This is a genomic window from Luteimonas pelagia, from assembly GCF_054776035.1.
This window is the reverse complement of record NZ_BAAHCG010000003.1, coordinates 359,072-376,583: the sequence shown is the minus strand read 5'-3', so window position 1 is coordinate 376,583 and position 17,512 is coordinate 359,072. Positions and strand designations below refer to the sequence as shown.

Annotated in this window: 15 protein-coding genes, 1 tRNA gene and 1 pseudogene; 10 read left to right on the top strand and 7 right to left on the bottom strand. The window is 73.2% G+C overall.

Features of this window, described 5'->3' with window-relative positions:
• Positions 1-155: 155 nt before the first annotated feature.
• Both ACYU7H_RS10685 and ACYU7H_RS10680 read left to right on the top strand, forming a co-directional pair.
• Positions 156-482: pseudogene (locus ACYU7H_RS10685) on the top strand (endonuclease domain-containing protein); the annotation flags it as partial.
• Positions 483-730: 248 nt separating this feature from the next.
• Positions 731-1,426 (top strand): pseudouridine synthase, encoded by a 696-nt coding sequence (locus ACYU7H_RS10680; RefSeq protein ID WP_460814586.1) that lies wholly within the window; start codon positions 731-733, stop codon positions 1,424-1,426.
• Here the strand turns inward: ACYU7H_RS10680 and ACYU7H_RS10675 are convergent.
• The 5 genes from ACYU7H_RS10675 to bioB all read right to left on the bottom strand — a co-directional run bounded on the left by ACYU7H_RS10675 (position 1,423) and on the right by bioB (position 6,112).
• The gene (locus ACYU7H_RS10675) at positions 1,423-2,049 is read right to left on the bottom strand and encodes a hypothetical protein (protein ID WP_460814584.1); all 627 of its coding nucleotides are present in this window, start codon (positions 2,047-2,049) and stop codon (positions 1,423-1,425) included. The two genes, ACYU7H_RS10680 and ACYU7H_RS10675, sit on opposite strands and share 4 nt — an antisense overlap.
• A gap of 65 nt (positions 2,050-2,114) precedes the next feature.
• Positions 2,115-3,032 (bottom strand): malonyl-ACP O-methyltransferase BioC, encoded by a 918-nt coding sequence (gene bioC / locus ACYU7H_RS10670; RefSeq protein ID WP_460814582.1) that lies wholly within the window; start codon positions 3,030-3,032, stop codon positions 2,115-2,117.
• Positions 3,029-3,823 carry a pimeloyl-ACP methyl ester esterase BioH gene (gene bioH, locus ACYU7H_RS10665; RefSeq protein ID WP_460815043.1) on the bottom strand — a complete coding sequence of 265 codons (795 nt, stop codon included), beginning with the start codon at positions 3,821-3,823 and terminating at the stop codon, positions 3,029-3,031. The genes bioC and bioH overlap by 4 nt, the downstream gene beginning before the upstream one ends.
• Before the next feature lie 8 nt (positions 3,824-3,831).
• The gene (gene bioF, locus ACYU7H_RS10660; protein ID WP_460814580.1) at positions 3,832-5,037 is read right to left on the bottom strand and encodes an 8-amino-7-oxononanoate synthase; all 1,206 of its coding nucleotides are present in this window, start codon (positions 5,035-5,037) and stop codon (positions 3,832-3,834) included.
• 4 nt (positions 5,038-5,041) lie between these two features.
• Complete coding sequence (gene bioB / locus ACYU7H_RS10655) at positions 5,042-6,112, bottom strand: biotin synthase BioB (protein WP_460814578.1); 1,071 nt, start codon at positions 6,110-6,112, stop codon at positions 5,042-5,044.
• Between the two features lie 50 nt (positions 6,113-6,162).
• Here bioB and ACYU7H_RS10650 point away from each other — a divergent pair, with 50 nt between their 5' ends.
• Entirely contained in the window at positions 6,163-6,903 is a 741-nt protein-coding gene (locus ACYU7H_RS10650) for a double zinc ribbon domain-containing protein (protein ID WP_460814576.1), read from the top strand.
• A 25-nt stretch (positions 6,904-6,928) separates the two neighbouring features.
• Here ACYU7H_RS10650 and ACYU7H_RS10645 read toward each other — a convergent pair whose 3' ends face one another.
• Entirely contained in the window at positions 6,929-10,153 is a 3,225-nt protein-coding gene (locus ACYU7H_RS10645; protein WP_460814575.1) for an autotransporter outer membrane beta-barrel domain-containing protein, read from the bottom strand.
• Positions 10,154-10,345: 192 nt separating this feature from the next.
• A complete protein-coding gene (gene ubiA / locus ACYU7H_RS10640; protein ID WP_460814573.1) occupies positions 10,346-11,269 on the bottom strand; it encodes a 4-hydroxybenzoate octaprenyltransferase in 924 nt (307 codons plus the stop codon).
• Positions 11,270-11,618: 349 nt separating this feature from the next.
• On the opposite strand from ubiA, the gene ACYU7H_RS10635 reads away from it, so the two are divergent.
• The 7 genes from ACYU7H_RS10635 to ACYU7H_RS10605 all read left to right on the top strand — a co-directional run bounded on the left by ACYU7H_RS10635 (position 11,619) and on the right by ACYU7H_RS10605 (position 17,442).
• A tRNA-Arg gene (locus tag ACYU7H_RS10635) sits at positions 11,619-11,695 on the top strand.
• A gap of 74 nt (positions 11,696-11,769) precedes the next feature.
• On the top strand, positions 11,770-12,285 hold the full coding sequence (locus ACYU7H_RS10630; RefSeq protein ID WP_460815042.1) for a c-type cytochrome: 516 nt from the start codon (positions 11,770-11,772) through the stop codon (positions 12,283-12,285).
• Between the two features lie 110 nt (positions 12,286-12,395).
• The gene (locus tag ACYU7H_RS10625) at positions 12,396-13,115 is read left to right on the top strand and encodes an alpha/beta hydrolase (protein ID WP_460814571.1); all 720 of its coding nucleotides are present in this window, start codon (positions 12,396-12,398) and stop codon (positions 13,113-13,115) included.
• Entirely contained in the window at positions 13,108-14,256 is a 1,149-nt protein-coding gene (gene zapE, locus ACYU7H_RS10620; protein ID WP_460814569.1) for a cell division protein ZapE, read from the top strand. Before ACYU7H_RS10625 ends, zapE begins: the two co-directional genes overlap by 8 nt.
• 314 nt (positions 14,257-14,570) lie before the next feature.
• Entirely contained in the window at positions 14,571-15,917 is a 1,347-nt protein-coding gene (locus ACYU7H_RS10615; RefSeq protein ID WP_460814568.1) for an amidohydrolase, read from the top strand.
• A 47-nt stretch (positions 15,918-15,964) separates the two neighbouring features.
• Complete coding sequence (gene queF / locus ACYU7H_RS10610) at positions 15,965-16,783, top strand: NADPH-dependent 7-cyano-7-deazaguanine reductase QueF (protein ID WP_460814566.1); 819 nt, start codon at positions 15,965-15,967, stop codon at positions 16,781-16,783.
• A gap of 125 nt (positions 16,784-16,908) precedes the next feature.
• Positions 16,909-17,442, top strand: a complete 534-nt coding sequence (locus tag ACYU7H_RS10605) for a hypothetical protein (protein ID WP_460814564.1) — start codon at positions 16,909-16,911, stop codon at positions 17,440-17,442.
• Positions 17,443-17,512 lie beyond the last annotated feature (70 nt).

The window sequence follows — 17,512 nt, the reverse complement described above, 5'->3', positions numbered from 1 at the left end:
GACGCGTCCGTGCTCCCTCCCCTCCTTGCAGGGGAGAGCCGGGGAGGGGTGCTCTTGCCCCGGCGATTCTCCGACCCATGTCCACCCCCTCCCCTGCTTGCAGGGGAGGGCCGGGGAGGGGTGCTCTTGTCCGACGAACTCCACCGATGGAGCCCATGAAAAGGATCTGGCACCACGCAAGAACCCTTCGCCACGACGCGACCGACGCCGAGCGCAAACTCTGGCATCACCTCAAGGGCCGGCGGCTGCTCGGGCTCAAGTTCCGCCGCCAGTTCCCGATCGCAGGCTTCGTCGCCGACTTCGCCTGCATCGAACTCGGCCTGGTGATCGAGCTCGACGGCGGCCAACATGTCGAGCACGCTTGCCGCGACCATGCGCGGACGCTGCGGATCGAGGCGAATGGCCACCGTGTGATCCGGTTCTGGAATGACGACGTGCTGACGCGAACGGACGCGGTGATGGACGAGGTGTACCGGCAGGTGGAGATGTTGTCGCGGGCGAAGGGCACCCCTCCCCAGCCCTCCCCTGCACGCAGGGGAGGGAGTGCGTCTCCCCCTGCGCGTCGGGGAGGGAGCGACGTGACTGCTCCTTCCCCTGCGCCTAATGGAGGGAGCGACGCAACTGCGCCTCCCCCTGCTCGCAGGGGGAGGCTGGGAGGGGGTGCCTCTGCCCGCGTCGAGAAGGGCACCCCTCCCCAGCCCTTCCCTGCAGGCAGGGGAGGAAGGAAGGCATGACGCTCGGGGTGTTGCACCAGGACGACTGGCTGGCGGTGGTGGACAAGCCGGCGGGCCTGATGGTGCATGACAGTGCGCTGGCGCGCGGGGAGACGGACTTCGCGGCGGACCGGTTGCGCGCGCAGTTCGGGCGGCCGGTGTTCCTTGTGCATCGGCTGGACCGGGCGACCAGCGGCTGCCTGCTGTTCGCGTTCGACCGCGACACCGCCGCCGCGCTCGGGCGCGAGCTGATGTCGCGCGCGTTCGAGAAGGAATACTGGGCCGTCTGCCGCGGCTGGCCGGAGGACGCGTTCACCGTTGACCACCCGCTCGACGGCGGCCCCGGCAAGCCGGTGAAGAAGCCGGCGGTCACGCGCTTCGAACGGATCGCGACCTGCGAACTCGACGAACCGTCCGCGGGCTTCCCGACCTCGCGCTACGCCCTCCTGCGGGCATTCCCGGAAACCGGCCGCTTCCGGCAGATCCGCCGGCACCTCAAGCACGTGTCCCACCACCTGATCGGCGACACCAGCCACGGCGACGGCCGGCACAACCGCGCGTTCCGGATGCGCGGCATCCACCGCATGCTGCTGCACGCGCGTCGCCTCGCGTTCACCCATCCCGCCGACGGCCGGCGTATCGAGGCCATCGCACCACCCGACGCCGAATTCGCCCGCGCCCTCGCGCTGTTCGAGCCGGATCCGCGGAGCTAGTCGATCCCGGTCGCCGCCAGGTTCGCGGCGACGTGGCCCAGGCCCTCGAGCAGCAGCATGCGCGTCACGGCCGCGCGTTCCACCACCGGCCGCTTCGCCAGCCCGTCCATCAGGAACCCGAGCGACCGGCATCGCGTCGGCGCGTCATCGGCCGTCATGCCGGGCAGGAAATCCTCGTGCAGGAACGCGGCCGTCGCGCCGGCAGACTTCAGCGCCTGGTGCGCGCCGGCTTCGTCGTAGGGCTGCGGCGGATTCTGCGTGGCGGCGACCAGCACGTCGGCGACGGCCAGCGCGAACCGTTCGCGCGCCTCGGGGGTCAGGCGGGTCGCGGCCGTGTTGAGTCCGGCCAGGCTGCGGTCCGCGTCCGGCGCGAACAGCGCGCACAGCGCCGCCGCGTCATCCGGATCGCGCGATGCGCCGTGCAGCGCCTTGAACAGGCCGTCGAGCTGCGTGTCGGGCGCGCGGCGCAGCAGTTCGCGGCCATCGGCGATCAGCACCGTGGGGTCGAAGCCCCAGTCCTCCACGCTCGACTGCGCCAGGGCCGGCCACGACGGCAGCGCGAGGCCGGCCGCGAGCAGCACGGCGGAGGACAGGCCCAGGAGGGGGCCGGCGCGACGGGTCATGGCGGCGTCCGGAAGCGGGGAGCCCCGGACTCTAGGGCCGCCGATCTGAACGCAGCGTGGTCGCTTCAGCGCCGGCGGCGCACCGGGATGGCGCTCGCCGGCACGTGCGTGACCTCGAACCCGCCCTCGCGGATCGGTGCGCCCGGTGGCGGCGACCACGCCTGCGCGTAGATCACTTCCCACGTGGCGGGCAGTCCGTGCGGCCCGCGCATCGATTCGTACGCACGCGCGGCTGCCGCGAAGCGTGCGCGACCGGTGAGCGTGCGGCGGCGGCCCGACAATGCGTTCGTCGCACCGATCGCACGCAACTCGCGCATCAGCGCCGGGAGGTCGGCGTGCGGCTGGTGGAACAGGTCGCGGTCCAGCACCGGATCGCGGAAGCCGGCGTGCACGAGCGCATCGCCCACGCGCGCGATGTCGGCGAACGGACTGACGTGCGGCGCGTCGTCGGCCTGTGCGAACGCGGTGCGCAGCTCGTGCAGCGTGTCCGGCCCGAACGTCGACAGCAGCAGGCGGCCGCCGGGTCGCAGCGCGCGCCGGAAGCCGGCGAACACCGCGGGCAGGTCCTCGACCCACTGCAGGCAGAGGTTGGAGAACAGCACGTCCACCGATCCGTCCGCGATCGGCAGCGCGCGGGCGTCGGCGCAGGCCAGGCCGATCGCCGGGGCCAGCGGATGGCGCAGGCGCTTCTTCCAGCCGCGGTCGCGCGCACGCAGCGTGCGCAGCATCGGCAGCGCCAGATCGATGGCGACGATGCGCGCGCGCGGCCAGCGTGCGCGCATCGCCAGCGCCGCGCCGCCCGTGCCGGTGCCGACGTCGACCACCGTTGCCGGGACGAGATTCACCGCAGGATCGTCGAGGTAGTCCAGCGACTCGAGCAGTCGGGATTCGACCTCGTGCTGCAACTGCGCGACGGCGTCGTAGCCGGCGGCGGCGCGGCCGAACGCGCGCTGGACGTGTCGCGTGTCGAACAGGCGGGTCACGACCGGCCACTCCGCGCGGCCACCGATCCATCGCCATGCCCGAGGAACGCCAGCAGCCGCGCCGCCACCTCGTCCGCATGGGTCAGGAACGGCGCGTGCCCCGCATGCTCGACCACGTGCACGTCCGCGCCCGGCGCCAGCGCGGCCGCCTCGCGCATCGCACGCGGATCGACCAGCCGGTCGCGCCGCCCGGCGAGCCACAGGCTGGGCACCGGAAGCGACGGCAACATGCCGCGCAGGTCCGTCGACTCGAGCAGTTCCAGCCCATCGGCCAGCACCGAGGCGTCCGGCTCGCCGCGCGCCAGCACTTCCGCGCGCAGCGTGCGGATCTCCTCGCGTGCATGGTCGGAACCGAAGGCCTCCAGCGCGATGAAGCGGTCGAGCGTGCCGCGGTAGTCCGCGCGCAGGCCCCGGGCGAAATCCTGGAAGATCTCCGCCGATACCCCGTACTTCCAGTCGTGGCCGCGCACGAAGCGCGGGCTCGCGCAGAGCATCGCCAGCGCGGGGACATCCGACGGGCGCGTCGCCGCCGCGTGCAGCGCGACCAGGCCGCCCAACGACCAGCCGCACCACGGCGCCACCGGCACGGCCCGCGCGACCGCGTCCGCGCATGCCGCCAGCGACAGCGCCACGCCGCTCCCGCGGCTGCCGCCGTGCCCGGGGAGATCGACCACGTGCACCGTGCGATGCCGTCGCAGCCGCGCCACCAGCGGCGCGAACACACCGCCGTGCATCGCCCAGCCATGCAGCAGCACCAGCGGCGGGCCCTCGCCGCCGACCTCGACGTGCAACGGCGTGCTCATGCGACCGCGCCGTAGCCGCGGTCGACGGCCTCCCGGGCCCAGGCGAGCGCATCGACCAGGGCGTCGACGTCCTCGGGCGCGTGCAGCGCCGACAGCGTGACGCGCAGCCGCGCGCGGCCCTCGGGCACCGTGGGCGGACGGATCGCCGCCACCCAGAAGCCCTGCGATTCGAGCGCCCGGGCCATCGCCATCGCGCGGCCCTCGTCGCCGCACAGCAGCGGCTGGATCGGCGTGTCCGACGGCAGCAGGTCGAAACCCGCCTTGTGGGCGGCGGTGCGGAAGCGGGCGACCAGGGCCAGCAGCTTGTCGCGGCGCCAGCCCTCGCGGCGCGCCAGCTTCACCGCCGCCAGCGACGCGGCGGCCTGCGCCGGCGGCAGCGCGGTGCTGTAGACGTAGGGGCGCGCGGTCTCGGCCAGGTGGTCGACCAGGTCCGCGTCGCCGACGACCAGCGCGCCGACGCCGCCGAGCGCCTTGCCCAGCGTCACCAGCTGCAGCGGGACGTGCCGGGTGTCGAGCCGCGCGGCGGCGACGCTGCCGCGACCGTCCGGCCCGAGCACGCCGACGCCGTGCGCGTCGTCCACGTAGAGCAGGGCGTGCTGCACGCGGGCGGCCAGCGCCAGCTCGCGCAGCGGGGCGACGTCGCCGTCCATCGAGAACACGCCGTCGGTCGCCAGCATGGCCGCGCCGTCGGGCACGCCGCGCAGCTGCCGCACCGCGCCCTCGGCATCGGCGTGCGGATAGCGGCGCAGGCGGCAGCCGGCCAGGCGGGCGGCGTCGATCAGGCTGGCGTGGTTGAGCCGGTCCTGCACGCAGGCGTCGCCGTCGCCGAGCAGCGACTGCAGCACCGCGAGGTTGGCGGCGAAGCCGCTGCCCAGCAGCAGCGCGCGCGGCGCCTGCAGCCAGTCGGCGACCTCGCGCTCGAGCGCCTCGTGCGCCGCGTGGTGGCCGCAGACCAGGTGCGAGGCCAGGCCGCCGGCACCCTCGCGCGCGGCGGTGTCCTGCAGGGCGTCCACCACCGCGAACTGCTGGCCGAGGCCGAGGTAGTCGTTGCCGCAGAAGCCGGTGACCCAGTGGCCGTCCAGCTCCATGCGCACGCCGTCGCGGCGCGTGACCGTGCGCCGGACGCGGCGCCGGCCCTGCGCGTCGCGCTGGGCGCGCGCCTCGCGGGCGCGGGCGGCCAGGTCGGGTCGGCGCGCGGGCATCGCGTCAGGCCGCGGCGTCGACGGCAGCGCCGGTAGTGATCGCCGCGTGCACCGTCCCGGGCGCGTCGTGCCCGTCGGCGTCCACCTCGACCGCCATCGGCCGCAGGCCCAGGCGCGCGAACAGGGCCTGGTCGCGCTCGACGTCGGGGTTGCCGGTGGTGAGCAGCTTCTCGCCGTAGAAGATCGAGTTCGCGCCGGCGAGGAAGCACAGCGCCTGCAGCTCGTCGCTCATCTCCTCGCGGCCGGCGGACAGCCGGACCATCGAGCGCGGCATCATGATCCGGGCAATCGCAATCGTCCGCACGAATTCGAACGGGTCGAGCAGCTTCGAGGTGTGCTGCGCCGCCAGCGGCGTGCCCTCGACCTCGACCAGCCGGTTGATCGGCACCGAATCCGGGTGCGCCGGCAGGTTCGCCAGCGCCTGCAGCAGGCCGGCGCGCTGCGCGCGCGACTCGCCCATCCCGACGATGCCGCCGCAGCAGGTCTTCATGCCCGCGTCGCGCACGTGCGCGAGGGTGTCCAGGCGGTCCTGGTAGTCGCGGGTATGGATGATCTCGCCGTAGAACTCCGGCGCGGTGTCCAGATTGTGGTTGTAGTAGTCCAGCCCGGCGCCGCGCAGCGCCTTCGCCTGGTCGCCCGAGAGCATGCCCAGCGTCGCGCAGGTCTCCAGGCCCAGCGCCTTTACCTCGCGGATCATCTCGGCGACCTTGGGGATGTCGCGGTCCTTCGGGCTGCGCCAGGCCGCGCCCATGCAGAAGCGGCTGGCGCCGGCGGCCTTGGCCGCGCGGGCCTTCTCCAGCACCGCGTCGGTCGACATCAGCTTCGTGGCCTGCACGCCGGTGTGGTAGCGCGCGGCCTGCGGGCAGTAGGCGCAGTCCTCGGGGCAGCCGCCGGTCTTCACCGACAGCAGGGTGCTGACCTGGACCTCGGCCGGGTCGAAGTGCGCCCGGTGGACCGTGGCCGCGCGGTGCAGCAGCTCCGAGAACGGCAGGTCGAACAGGGCCAGGACCGTGTCGCGGTCCCAATCGTGGCGGGGCGCGTCCGGGCTGGCGGGCGAAGGGCTGACGGTCGGCATGGCGGTTCCCCGAGGGACGCGGGCGGGACAGGGCCGGCAGTCTCTGGACCATGGCGGGGGCTGTCAACTTCGCGAAGGGTCCGGCGGTCGACGGCGTCGGCGGATGGCGCGGCCGGCTCGGGCGTCTGCTCTGGCCGCCGCGCTGCCTTGTGTGCACGGAACGGGGTGCCGCCGGGCGGGACCTCTGCGCGGCCTGCCGGGACGACCTGCCCTGGCACCCGGGCGGGTGCCCCCGCTGCGCGTTGCCCGCCGGTCCGGGGAGGGCGGGGCATCGGGCCTGCGCGGCCTGCCGGGACCGGCCGCCCCCGCTCGATTCGGTCCGGGCGACCTTCCTGTATGGATTTCCGGTCGACCGCCTGTTGCCTCGGCTGAAATTCCATGCGGACCTGGCCGCGGGCCGACTGATGGCCGACGCGATGCTCGCGGCGGGCCCGCCCTGGCCGCCCCCGCTGGCCCTGGTCCCGGTCCCGCTGTCGCGGGCCCGGCTGCGTGCGCGCGGCTACGACCAGGCGCTGGAACTCGCCCGTCCCCTGGCGCGCGGGTTGCGGGTACCCCTGATTGCGGGCGCCCTGCGCCGGCGCCGGCACACCGCCGCGCAATCGACGCTGGACGCGGCGGCGCGCGCGGAGAACCTGCGCGACGCCTTCGCGGCCGCGAACGGGCTCCCGCCCCATGTCGCGCTGGTGGACGATGTCATGACCACCGGCGCGACGCTGCACGCCGCGGCAAGCGCGCTTCGGGCGCGCGGCGTCCTCCGCGTGGATGCCTGGGTCTGCGCGCGGGTCCCCTGACGTTGGACCCCGGCCGATCCCGCGCCTACCAGCGGTACCGCATCACGAGCTGGCCGCCCAGGAAGTCGTCCAGCGCGCCACCATCGCTCCAGTTCGCGCCCAGCGTCGCCGACAGGCCCCCGGTGGCCATGCCGAGACCCAGTTCGACCAGCGCGCCGGTGCCGTCGATGGACGTCGACCCGGCCAGCAGGTCGGCGACGGCGTAGCCCACGTCCGCGTCGTCGATCCGCACGACGCTGGCGGCGCCGTACGGGGTCCAGGTGATCGATCCGGCCGCGACGTCCTTCCACAGCCCGAGGCCCAGCCGGGCGCGTCGGAACGTCGCGTCCTGCGACCGGAAGTCGAATTCCGCGCCGGGAACGTCCAGGCCGTCGACCCTGGCCCAGGTGGACTGGATCTGCGGTTCGACGTGCATTCCCGTGCCGCCCACGGGGATTGCCCATCCGGCTTCGACATTCACCGCCCCGGCCTTTCCACGCGTCCGATGGCGCACCCCTTCGGCATCGAGGGTGGCATCGAAGCGCATCGCACGATAGGACGCGTCGACGTAAGCGCCGGACTGGCCCACCCAGGTGCCGTAGACGCCGAGCGTGCGGCCGTCGATGCGGTCCGACCCGGCGTGGTCGCCCACCAGCGACTGGTCGCCACGCACCTTGCCGGCCAGCAGCCCGAGGTGCATCCCCTGCGCGGGCGCGAAATCCAGGCCGACCTCCGCGCCCGTGTTGCGCTGGTTGAAGCGGAAGGTGCCACCCGCGGCCGCCTCGCTCGAGCGGTGCGCCTGCGTGATGTCGCCTTCGTCATCGAACACGCGCAGGAAGGGCGAGAGCGCCCGGTCGGACGACGGCTCGCCGACCACGCCCATCCGCTGCCGCCACGTGCCGATGGTGCTGTCCAGGAGGCGCCATGCGCCCGACCCGATGGAGGCCGCCAGGCTGCCCCCCGCATCGAGTCCCGTCCCGCGGACGCCGACGTAGAACACGTCCTCCGTCGCGTTGCTGGCGTCGATGTCGCTGGTCACCCGGACACCGAGGTCGATGAAGTTGCCCGCCCCGAGGCCGATGACCTGCCCGCCCACGAAGGAATCGGCAGTGCTGTCGCCCGTGATCCAGGCGAACGGCACGCGCGCACCCGAGCGCCATGCGTCGAGAAGCGAAGGATGGAAGGTCGCGTTCACCGTCTGCGTGGCGTCGGGCGCCATGCTGCCGTCCACGTAGAGCCCGTCCGCGGTGCCCGCGGCCACGGAGACGTCGAGGTGGATCGCGCCCCGGCCACCCAGGTCGCCGACCACCGTCAGCCGGTCGTCCGCCATGCCGTCGGCCATGTCGATGCGGCCGTCGTTCGACAACGGCAGGGCGTTGCCCGACGAGGTGGTTTCGCCGCCCATGTGGATGCGCGACTGCCCGGAGACCCTGAGCGTGCCCGCGTTGGTGAACGCGTTGCCCGACCCGGCGCCCATGTCGATGCCCCCGTCGACCAGGTGGATGAGCGCGCCCGCCGCGTTGTCCAGCTGGTCGTCGCCGTCACCGAAGTCGGTCGCGAGGTCGACGACGGTCCAGGTCCCGCCCGCGGCGTTGTCGAAGGCGTCGTCCCCGCCCTGGCCGAGGACCGCGCCGTGGATCACGCCCGCGTTCGTGACCGTGTCCGTCCCGTCGCCGCCCTGGATGGCGACGCCGCCACCGGTCGATGCGGTCGACCTGATCGTGCCGGTGTTCTCCAGGGTGGACCCGGCGGCGTCCAGCCGCACCGCCACCGCCCGGTTTCCGCCCTCCACCAGGATGTCGCCCGCATTGCGGATGGTGACGGTGCCGCCGTCCTCGATGTCGATGCCGACGGCTTCATCGTTGCCGCGTGCCTGCACCAGGCCACCGTTCTCGATGGCGACCTCGGCGGATCCATCGCCGTCGACGGCGATACCGGTCGCGTTGCCCTGCCCGGACACGGCGAGGATCGATCCCTGGTTGGCGATCTCGACGGGGACACCGCCGACCGCGGCGACCTGGACCCCGTGCGCCTCCATGTGCCCGGTCACCTCGATCCCGCCGGCGTTCGACACCGTCGCCCCGCCGGTCCGTGCCTGGACGCGGACGCCCTGCGCGGATCCCAGGGCACTGGTGGCGGAGACCATGGAGCCCGCCTCGAGCGTGATCGTGGCCTCGCCGCCGAACGCCTCGATGGCGGTGGCCAACAGCGCGTCCCCGGTGGCGCGGACCTCTCCACTGTTCACCACGGTCGCGCTGCCGAACGGCGAGAAGACGCCGATGCCCCGCGCGATCCTCGCCGAGGCCACGTCGACCAGGCCACTGTTGTCGACATGGGCGGCGCCTGTGTCGGAGACCGCGCGCAGGCCGGACGCCGCGTCATTCGAAACGATGGTCGCGGTGCCCGAGTTGACGATGGATGCATTCCGCCCCGCCTCGGCCACGATCGCGTCGTTGTCGGCGAGGATCGAACCACTGACCGGCGTGCCGATCGACGAGACCGTGACAGTGCCCGTATTCGAGACCTCGGCAGCCATGCGATCGCGCACCTTGATGCCGGCGATGCTCACCAGCACGCCGGGGCCACCGCGGGCGATGCCCGAGACGTCGATCGAGCCATCGTTCTCGAAACGCGTGCCGTCGAAGCCAAAGAGCGCCGCACCGGTCGCGTTGCCGCCTGATTCCACGACGATCGAGCCGGAATTGCGCCCGGTCGACGTGCCCGTGCGGCCGACCGCGAAGATGCCGTACGCGTCCCCGCCGGTGCCGGCGCTCGCCGCGATGTCGCCATCGTTCTCGACGCGTGCGTCCTCGCCCGCGAAGACCCGGATGCCGTTGCCCGCCTGGATGTCGCCGGTGTTCACGACCGTGCCCGACCCCGCGAAGCCGTCGACCTGGATCTCGATGCCTTCGTCGGCGGCATCGATCGATGCGTCCGATTCGATGCGAACGTCCCCGCCAGAGCGCGCGAAGACGCCGTCGCCGTCCACGTTGGTCACGCTGGTGGGCGCGTTGTCGCCAAGGACCAGGTCGACCGCAGGTGCCTGGTAGGTGATGCCGTCGGGGAACTGGCCGTCGCAGTAGGTCGTGCCATCGGCGTCCTGCGTGCAGCTTTGCGCCAGGGCCGCGGAGGGCGCCGCCAGCACGAGGGCCGTGGCCGAGGCCGCGCATGCCCGGCGGATCGCCAGGGCGAGCGTGTCGCGCGGGGCGTCGCGGACGGTCGCGACGTTCGACCGCGCGCGCGAGAAGAGGTGATGACGCGTCCCTGCCATGAAAGCTCCAATCGCGGAATGGAATGTCGACCCGATGTATCGGTCTTGCGCCCCGCTTGCAAACCGGGCGTGTTCATCTACCACGTGATCCAGGGCCGGCCGGGGCCGCGCCCGTGGCGTGATGCCTGGCGCGCCGCGCGCCGCGGTGGGCGGCGAACGCAAGCACCGGCACGCGGGCGCAGGGCAGGGGGATCAGGCTGGCAGGGCCCTGGCCGCCATCGCGAAGTGGAGGGCCAGCCCCGCGAACACCGCCGCACCCACCCAGTGGTTGTGCAGGAACGCGCGGAAGCATTCGGCGCGTCCGCGGTGGCGGGCGACCACGAATTCCCAGGCGACCAGCACCGCCGCGAGGCCGACGCCGCCCCAGTACCAGGGCCCCAGCCCGGCCTGCAGCCCCACCAGCCCGAGTCCGCCCAGGAACAGCGCGTACAGCACCCCGATCGCGACCAGGTCCAGGTCGCCGAACAGGATCGCGGTGGATTTCGCGCCCATGCGCAGGTCGTCGTCGCGGTCGACCATCGCGTACCAGGTGTCGTACGCGGTCGCCCAGAAGATGTTGGCCAGGTACAGCACCCACGCCACCGGCGGGACGGTGCCCTGGATCGCCGCGAACGCCATCGGGATGCCCCAGCCGAACGCGAGTCCCAGGTAGACCTGCGGCAGGTAGGTGTACCGCTTCAGGTACGGGTAGCTCGCCGCCAGGACCACGCCGACGAAGCTCATCAGCACGGTCAGGCGGTTGAGCGTGAGCACCAGGGCGAACGCGGCCAGCATCAGCCCGGCGAACAGCAGCAGCGCCTCGCGGCCGGACACCGCGCCGGTGGCGAGCGGCCGGTCGCGGGTGCGCTCGACCTGCGGGTCGAGCCAGCGGTCGGCGTAGTCGTTGATCACGCAGCCGGCCGAGCGCGTCAGCCACACGCCGGCGGTGAACACGAGCAGCGGCCACGGCGGCGGCACCCCCCCGGCGGCCAGCCACAGGCCCCACCACGTCGGCCAGAGCAGCAGCAGCCAGCCGATCGGCCGGTCGCCGCGGACCAGCGCCCAGTACAGCGCGGCGCGCCGGCGCCAGGCCGGTACCGGCGCGGGGGCCGGCTTCTCGTAACGTTCGTAGCCCATCGCGCAAGCTTAGCCGCGGCGGATGGAGTGGGGCCCCCCATGGATCCCCGCCTTCGCGGGGATGACGACCTGTTTCCTGGGGTGACGACCTGATTCCGGGGATGACGACTTGATTCCTGGGGTGACGACCTGATTGCCGGAATGACGACCTGGTTGCGGGGATGACGACCTGATTGGGGGATGACGACCTGATCCGGGGGCGACGACCTGATTGGGGGATGACGTCCGGTTCGTGGCGACGACGGCGCCGGGACGTTCCTTTCGCCCGCGTCGGGGGGATCGCCGGCGCTCGCGGCCTTGTGCGACAATGCGCGCCCCGTGGCGTGCCAGCGGCCCCGCGGATCGGCACGCGCCTGTAGCTCAGCCGGATAGAGTAGCGGCTTCCGAAGCCGTTGGTCGGGGGTTCGAATCCCTCCAGGCGCGCCATTGTCCGCGGCGTGGGCGATCCACGCCGGACGTCATTTTCCTTGCGGCCCCCGGGCCGCGTGCCTGGGTGGATCGTGCGCAACTACGACCTGGACTTCCTCAAGAAATTCTCGCTGGTGATCGGCTTCCTGATGCTGCTCACCCTCGGCCTGATCCTGTTCGCGTGGTACCTGCACGGCACCCTGCCGCACGACGTGCCCGACTCGGTCGCGCAGCGCACCGAGGCGCGCATCGCGCCGGTCGGCGCGGTGTACGCCGGCGAGACCGGTGCCGCGGCGCAGGCGGCCGCGCAGGCCGCGGCGGCCCAGGCGGCCGCCTCGCAGGTCGCCTACGGCGGCACGCTCGACGGCTCGGTGATCTACCAGAACCTGTGCGGCGGCTGCCACACCAACGGCGTCGGCGGCGCGCCGACCCTGGCGCGGGGCGACTGGACCGGCCGCATCGCGCAGGGCATGGACGTGCTCCACCGCCACGCGATCGAGGGCTACCAGGGCAGCGCGGGCATCATGCCGGCCAAGGGCGGCAACCCGGCGCTGACCGACGAGCAGGTCATCGCCACCGTCGACTGGATGGTCGAGAACCTGCAGTAACCGCGCCGCCACGCGACGCGATCCGACGCCGCCCGAGGGCGGCGTCGTCGTTTCCGGCGCCCGCGCGGCCAACGCACGGCCGCGACGCGCGCGGGCCGTATCATGCGCGCATGGCCGACACCCGCCCCACACCGCCGCCGTTCCCGACCGCCGAGGCGGCCGCCGACCCGGATGCCCCCGCGCTCCGGGTGCCCGGTCCCGCGGGCGACATCGAAGCCGTCGTGGAGTACGCCGAAGGCGACGCCGCGCCGCGCCCGGTGGTGGTCGTGCTATGCCACCCGCTGCCCACCGAGGGCGGCACGATGCACAACAAGGTGGTCACGATGTCGGCGCGCGCGTTCCGCCAGCTCGGCGCGACCACCGTGCGCTTCAATTTCCGTGGCACCGGGGCGTCGGAAGGCGGCTTCGACGCCGGCCACGGCGAGCTCGACGACCTGCGCGCGGTCGTGGCGTGGGCGCGCGCGCAGCGCCCCGGGCACGAGCTGTGGCTGTTCGGCTTCAGCTTCGGCGCCTACGTCGCGTTGCGCGGCGCCGCGGAACTGGGCGCCAAGGTGCTGGTGACGGTGGCGCCGCCGGCCGGCCGCGACTGGGATTTCGAGCTGGTCACGCCGCCGTCGGTGCCGTGGCTGGTGATCCAGGGCGAGGCCGACGAGATCGTCGATCCGCAGGCGGTGTACGACTGGACCGAGTCGCTGCCCGAGCCGCCCGAGGTCGTGCGCATGCCCGAGGCCGGCCACTTCTTCCATCGCCGGCTGATCGACCTGCGCGGCGCGATCAAGGCCGGCGTGCGCCAGTACCTGCCGCCGGCGACCGCCGCCGCCAATGGCTGACGCCGCCGGCGCCCCGGCGCCGGGCGCGCGCTACGACGCCGGCATCGCCCGCGGCGACTGGCAGGCCGATCCGGCGCAGCGGCCCGCGCTGGCCGAACTCGACCGGATCCACCATGCGCTGCTGGCCGACGACGGCCGGCGCGGGGGCGGGCTGCTGTCGAAGCTGTTCGGTTCGAACGACGCCGCCAAGGAGATTCCCGGCCTTTATCTGTGGGGTGGCGTCGGTCGCGGCAAGACGTTCCTGGTCGACCTCTTCCACGACGGCCTGCCGCTGCCCGAGGTATCGCCGGTCGGCGAGGCGGGCGAGCGCGGCAAGCACCGCACGCACTTCCACCGCTTCATGCGCGAGGTCCATGCGCGGTTGCGCGCGCGGTCCGGCGAGCGCGATCCACTCGCGGCGGTGGCCGCGGACTGGGGCAGGCGCCTGCGCGTGCTGGTGCTCGACGAATTCTTCGTCAGCGACATCGGCGACGCGATGCTGCTGGCGCGCCTGCTCGAGGGCCTGTTCGCGCAGGGCACGGTGCTGGTGACCAGCTCCAACACGCCGCCGCGCAACCTGTACAAGGATGGCTTGCAGCGGGTGCGCTTCCTGCCGGCGATCGACCTGATCCAGGCGCACTGCCACGTGCTCGAACTGGACAGCGACACCGACTACCGGCTGCGCGCGTTGACGCGGTCGGCGGTGTACCGCGCGCCGCTCGACGCGGACTCGGGCGACTGGCTCCGCACGCGCTGGAACGAACTCGCCGCCGGCGCGCCGCGGGAGGACGGGCCGCTGGTGATCGACGGGCGCGCGATCCCCGCGCAGGCGCTGGCCGAAGGCCACGCGTGGTTCGACTTCGACGCGCTGTGCGAAGGGCCGCGCGCCACGGGCGACTACATCGAGATCGCGCGCGAGTTCCACACCGTAGTGGTCGGCGGCATTCCCCGGTTCGATGGCACGAACGACGACCCCGCCCGTCGGTTCGTGCACCTGGTCGACGAGTTCTACGACCGCCACGTCAACCTGGTCTGCACCGCGGACGCCGCGCCGCAGGACCTGTACGCCGGCGAGCGGCTGGCGCACGCGTTCGAGCGGACCGCCTCGCGGTTGATCGAGATGCAGTCGGCGGAGTACCTGGCCCTCGAGCATCGGGGTTGATGCCGGCCGCGCGGGATCGCGCCTGTAGAGGCGCTCCTACAGGGGTGCGCGGATCGCCCGTATAGGCGCGGGGCTTGTACCGCGACGGCTTTTCCCGCGACCGCAACGCCCCGATACCGTCATCCCCGCGAAGGCGGGGATCCACCCGGACCGTCATCCCCGCGCAGGCGGGGATCCATTACCACGCAACCGGACCCTCATCCCCGCGAAGGCGGCGATCCATTCGGCCCTTGCCGACAATCCCGACCGACCCCGGATGCACTCGCGCATGTCACGCACGCTAGGATCGACCGGAACTCCCGGGGAGAGACGCCATGCACCTGACGCCGCCGCGCCTGCGCGCGCTCGCCATCGCCGCCGCGCTCGCGCTCGCCGCCACGACCGCCGCCGCACAGTCACCGCAACAGCGCCCGGAAGTCACCGCCGCCGCGCAGCGACTCCAGGACGATGTCGTCGAACTGCGCCGCTGGTTCCACGCGAACCCGGAACTGTCCAACCGCGAGCGCCTGACCGCCGCGAAGATCGCCGACGAACTCCGCGCGCTGGGGCTGGAACCGCGGACCGGCATCGCCCGCCACGGCGTGGTCGCGATCATCGAGGGCGGGCGCCCGGGCCCGAAGGTCGCGCTGCGCGCCGACATGGACGCGCTGCCGGTCACCGAGCGCACCGGCCTGCCGTTCGCCTCCACGGTGACCACCGAGTTCAACGGCCAACGGACCGGCGTGATGCATGCCTGCGGGCACGACGCGCACGTGGGCGTCCTGCTCGGCGTGGCCGAGGCGCTGGTCGGCATGCGCGAGGACCTGCCGGGCCAGGTGATGCTGATCTTCCAGCCGGCCGAGGAAGGCCCGCCGCCCGGCGAGGAAGGCGGCGCGCGCCTGATGCTGGCCGAAGGCCTGTTCGACGACTTCCGCCCGGACGCCGCGTTCGGCCTGCATGTGTTCTCCACCTTCCACTCGGACACGATCGCGGTACGGCCCGGCCCGCTGATGGCGGCGTCCGACCGATTCACCATCAAGGTCAAGGGACGGCAGACGCACGGCTCCCGTCCGTGGGGCGGCATCGACCCGATCGTCGCCGCGGCGGACCTGGTGTCGACCGCGCAGACCGTCGTCAGCCGCCGCACCGACATCGCCAAGCTGCCCGCGGTGGTGACCTTCGGCGTGGTGCGTGGCGGCATCCGCTACAACATCATCCCGGACGAAGTGGAGCTGACCGGCACCATCCGCACCTTCGACGACGGCATGCGCGAGCGGATCTTCGCCGACCTGGTCAACGTCGCCGAGCACGTGTCGGCCGCGCACGGCGCCACCGCCGAGGCGCAGGTGCCGGACCAGGACGGCTATCCGGTCACCGTCAACGATCCCGCGCTCACCGCGCGGATGCGGTCGAGCCTGGAGGCGGTCGCCCCCGGCAAGGTCGTCGAGCCGCCGTTGATCACCGGCGCGGAGGACTTCTCGTTCTTCGGCCGCGAGGTCCCGGCCATGTACTTCTTCGTCGGCGCGACGCCACCCGGCCAGGACGCGCTGGCGGCCCCGGCCAACCATTCGCCCGAGTTCATGCTCGACGAGGACGCGCTCGACCTCGGCCTGCGGGCGATGCTCCAGCTCACGCTCGACTACCTGCACGGCGGCGCGTCCGCCGCGAACGGCGAAAGCTGACACGCATCCCCGCCACGCGGCTGGTGGCGCGGGGGGATAATGCGCGGATGGACCATCCGGACCTCCCGCTCGGCCGCCAGGTCGCCTATCCGCGCCATTACGACGCCGGCCTGCTGCACCCGATCCCGCGCGCCGCCGGCCGCGACGCGCTCGGCCTGCGCGCGCCGCTGCCGTTCGCCGGCCACGACCGCTGGCATGCGTACGAACTGTCGTGGCTCGATCCGCGCGGCCGCCCGCACGTGGCCACCGGCACGTTCCTGGTGCCCGCCGATTCGCCATGCCTGGTCGAGTCGAAGTCGCTCAAGCTCTACCTCAATTCGCTCAACGCCACGACGTTCGATGCGCCCGAAGCGGTGCGTTCGCGCATCGAGGCGGACCTGTCCGCCGTGGCGGGTGCGCCGGTCACGGTCGCGTTCGGCCTGCCGCCGTTCGAACCCGACGCGGACGCGGCGGGTTGCGTGGACCTCGACGCACGCGACGTTGCCGTCGACTCGCACGGTCCGCCGGATGCGTCCCTGCTCGCCGCGGATCCGTCCACGACGGTCCGGGAAGTGCTCGCCACCGGCCTGCTGAAGTCGAACTGCCCGGTGACCGGGCAGCCGGACTGGGCGGACCTGCGCATCGACTACCGCGGCCCGCGCATCGACCGCGACGGCCTGCTCCGCTACGTGGCCAGCTTCCGGGACCATGCCGACTTCCACGAACAGTGCGTGGAGCGGATCTTCCGCGACCTCATGGCGCGCTGCGCGCCGGCGACGCTGTCGGTCGAGGCGCGCTACACGCGCCGCGGCGGACTGGACATCAATCCCTGGCGCGCGACGCCCGGCGTGCCGGCGCCGGTGGCGCGGCGCGCGGCGCGGCAGTAGCGGCGGGCCGGTTCACGCCGGCGCGATCCGCGCTTAACGCGTCCGATGGGAGGCTCCACGCGCCCGGTCGCCCGGCACCGCGACACGCGCCAACCCCGCGACCACGAACCCGAGGAGTCCCACGCATGACCCCGAACACCGCGCCCCGACTGACCGTGCTGGCCCTGGCCGGCGTGTTCGTCCTTGCCGCCTGCGGCGATCGCGAGCCGGACACCGGCGAGGACGCGGGCACGCAGGCGGCCGGCGCGCCGGCGGATGCGCCGGGTGCGGCGCCCGGGGCCGTGCCGCCCGGTCCGCTGGGGGGCGCGGACGGCACGGTGGTGGCGCCGGCCCCCGAGATCCGCGTCACGGGCCTGGACTTCGGCAACCGCATGGGCGAGGGCAACCGCGTCGCCAGCCCGATGACCGTCTTCGCGCCGACCGACACCATCCACGCCTCGGTGCGCACCGACGGCGACGGCGGCGGCGTCTCCGCGCGCTGGCTGTTCCAGGACGGCCAGGTCGTGCACACGGAGGACGCCAAGGTGCCCGCGGGCCCGCAGGTCACCGCGTTCCGCGTCGACAACCCCGAAGGCTGGCCGACCGGCACCTACACGGTGGAATTCATGGTCGACGGCCAGGTGGTGCGGACCGGCGAGTTCCAGGTGCGCGCGCAGTGAGCGCCGCGACGTAGGCGGCATCGTCCACGCCGCGACCGGGGTGCGTTGAGCGGTCCTGTCCCGCCGCATG

Excerpts from the sequence above, each read along its gene's own strand:
- queF (WP_460814566.1), top strand. The coding sequence starts at position 15,965 with ATGGACCATCCGGACCTCCCGCTCGGCCGCCAGGTCGCCTATCCGCGC.
- bioB (WP_460814578.1), bottom strand. The coding sequence starts at position 6,112 with ATGCCGACCGTCAGCCCTTCGCCCGCCAGCCCGGACGCGCCCCGCCAC.
- bioF (WP_460814580.1), bottom strand. The coding sequence starts at position 5,037 with ATGCCCGCGCGCCGACCCGACCTGGCCGCCCGCGCCCGCGAGGCGCGC.
- ACYU7H_RS10625 (WP_460814571.1), top strand. The coding sequence starts at position 12,396 with ATGGCCGACACCCGCCCCACACCGCCGCCGTTCCCGACCGCCGAGGCG.
- ACYU7H_RS10605 (WP_460814564.1), top strand. The coding sequence starts at position 16,909 with ATGACCCCGAACACCGCGCCCCGACTGACCGTGCTGGCCCTGGCCGGC.
- ACYU7H_RS10650 (WP_460814576.1), top strand. The coding sequence starts at position 6,163 with ATGGCGGGGGCTGTCAACTTCGCGAAGGGTCCGGCGGTCGACGGCGTC.
- zapE (WP_460814569.1), top strand. The coding sequence starts at position 13,108 with ATGGCTGACGCCGCCGGCGCCCCGGCGCCGGGCGCGCGCTACGACGCC.
- ACYU7H_RS10615 (WP_460814568.1), top strand. The coding sequence starts at position 14,571 with ATGCACCTGACGCCGCCGCGCCTGCGCGCGCTCGCCATCGCCGCCGCG.
- ACYU7H_RS10680 (WP_460814586.1), top strand. The coding sequence starts at position 731 with ATGACGCTCGGGGTGTTGCACCAGGACGACTGGCTGGCGGTGGTGGAC.
- ubiA (WP_460814573.1), bottom strand. The coding sequence starts at position 11,269 with ATGGGCTACGAACGTTACGAGAAGCCGGCCCCCGCGCCGGTACCGGCC.
- ACYU7H_RS10645 (WP_460814575.1), bottom strand. The coding sequence starts at position 10,153 with ATGGCAGGGACGCGTCATCACCTCTTCTCGCGCGCGCGGTCGAACGTC.
- ACYU7H_RS10675 (WP_460814584.1), bottom strand. The coding sequence starts at position 2,049 with ATGACCCGTCGCGCCGGCCCCCTCCTGGGCCTGTCCTCCGCCGTGCTG.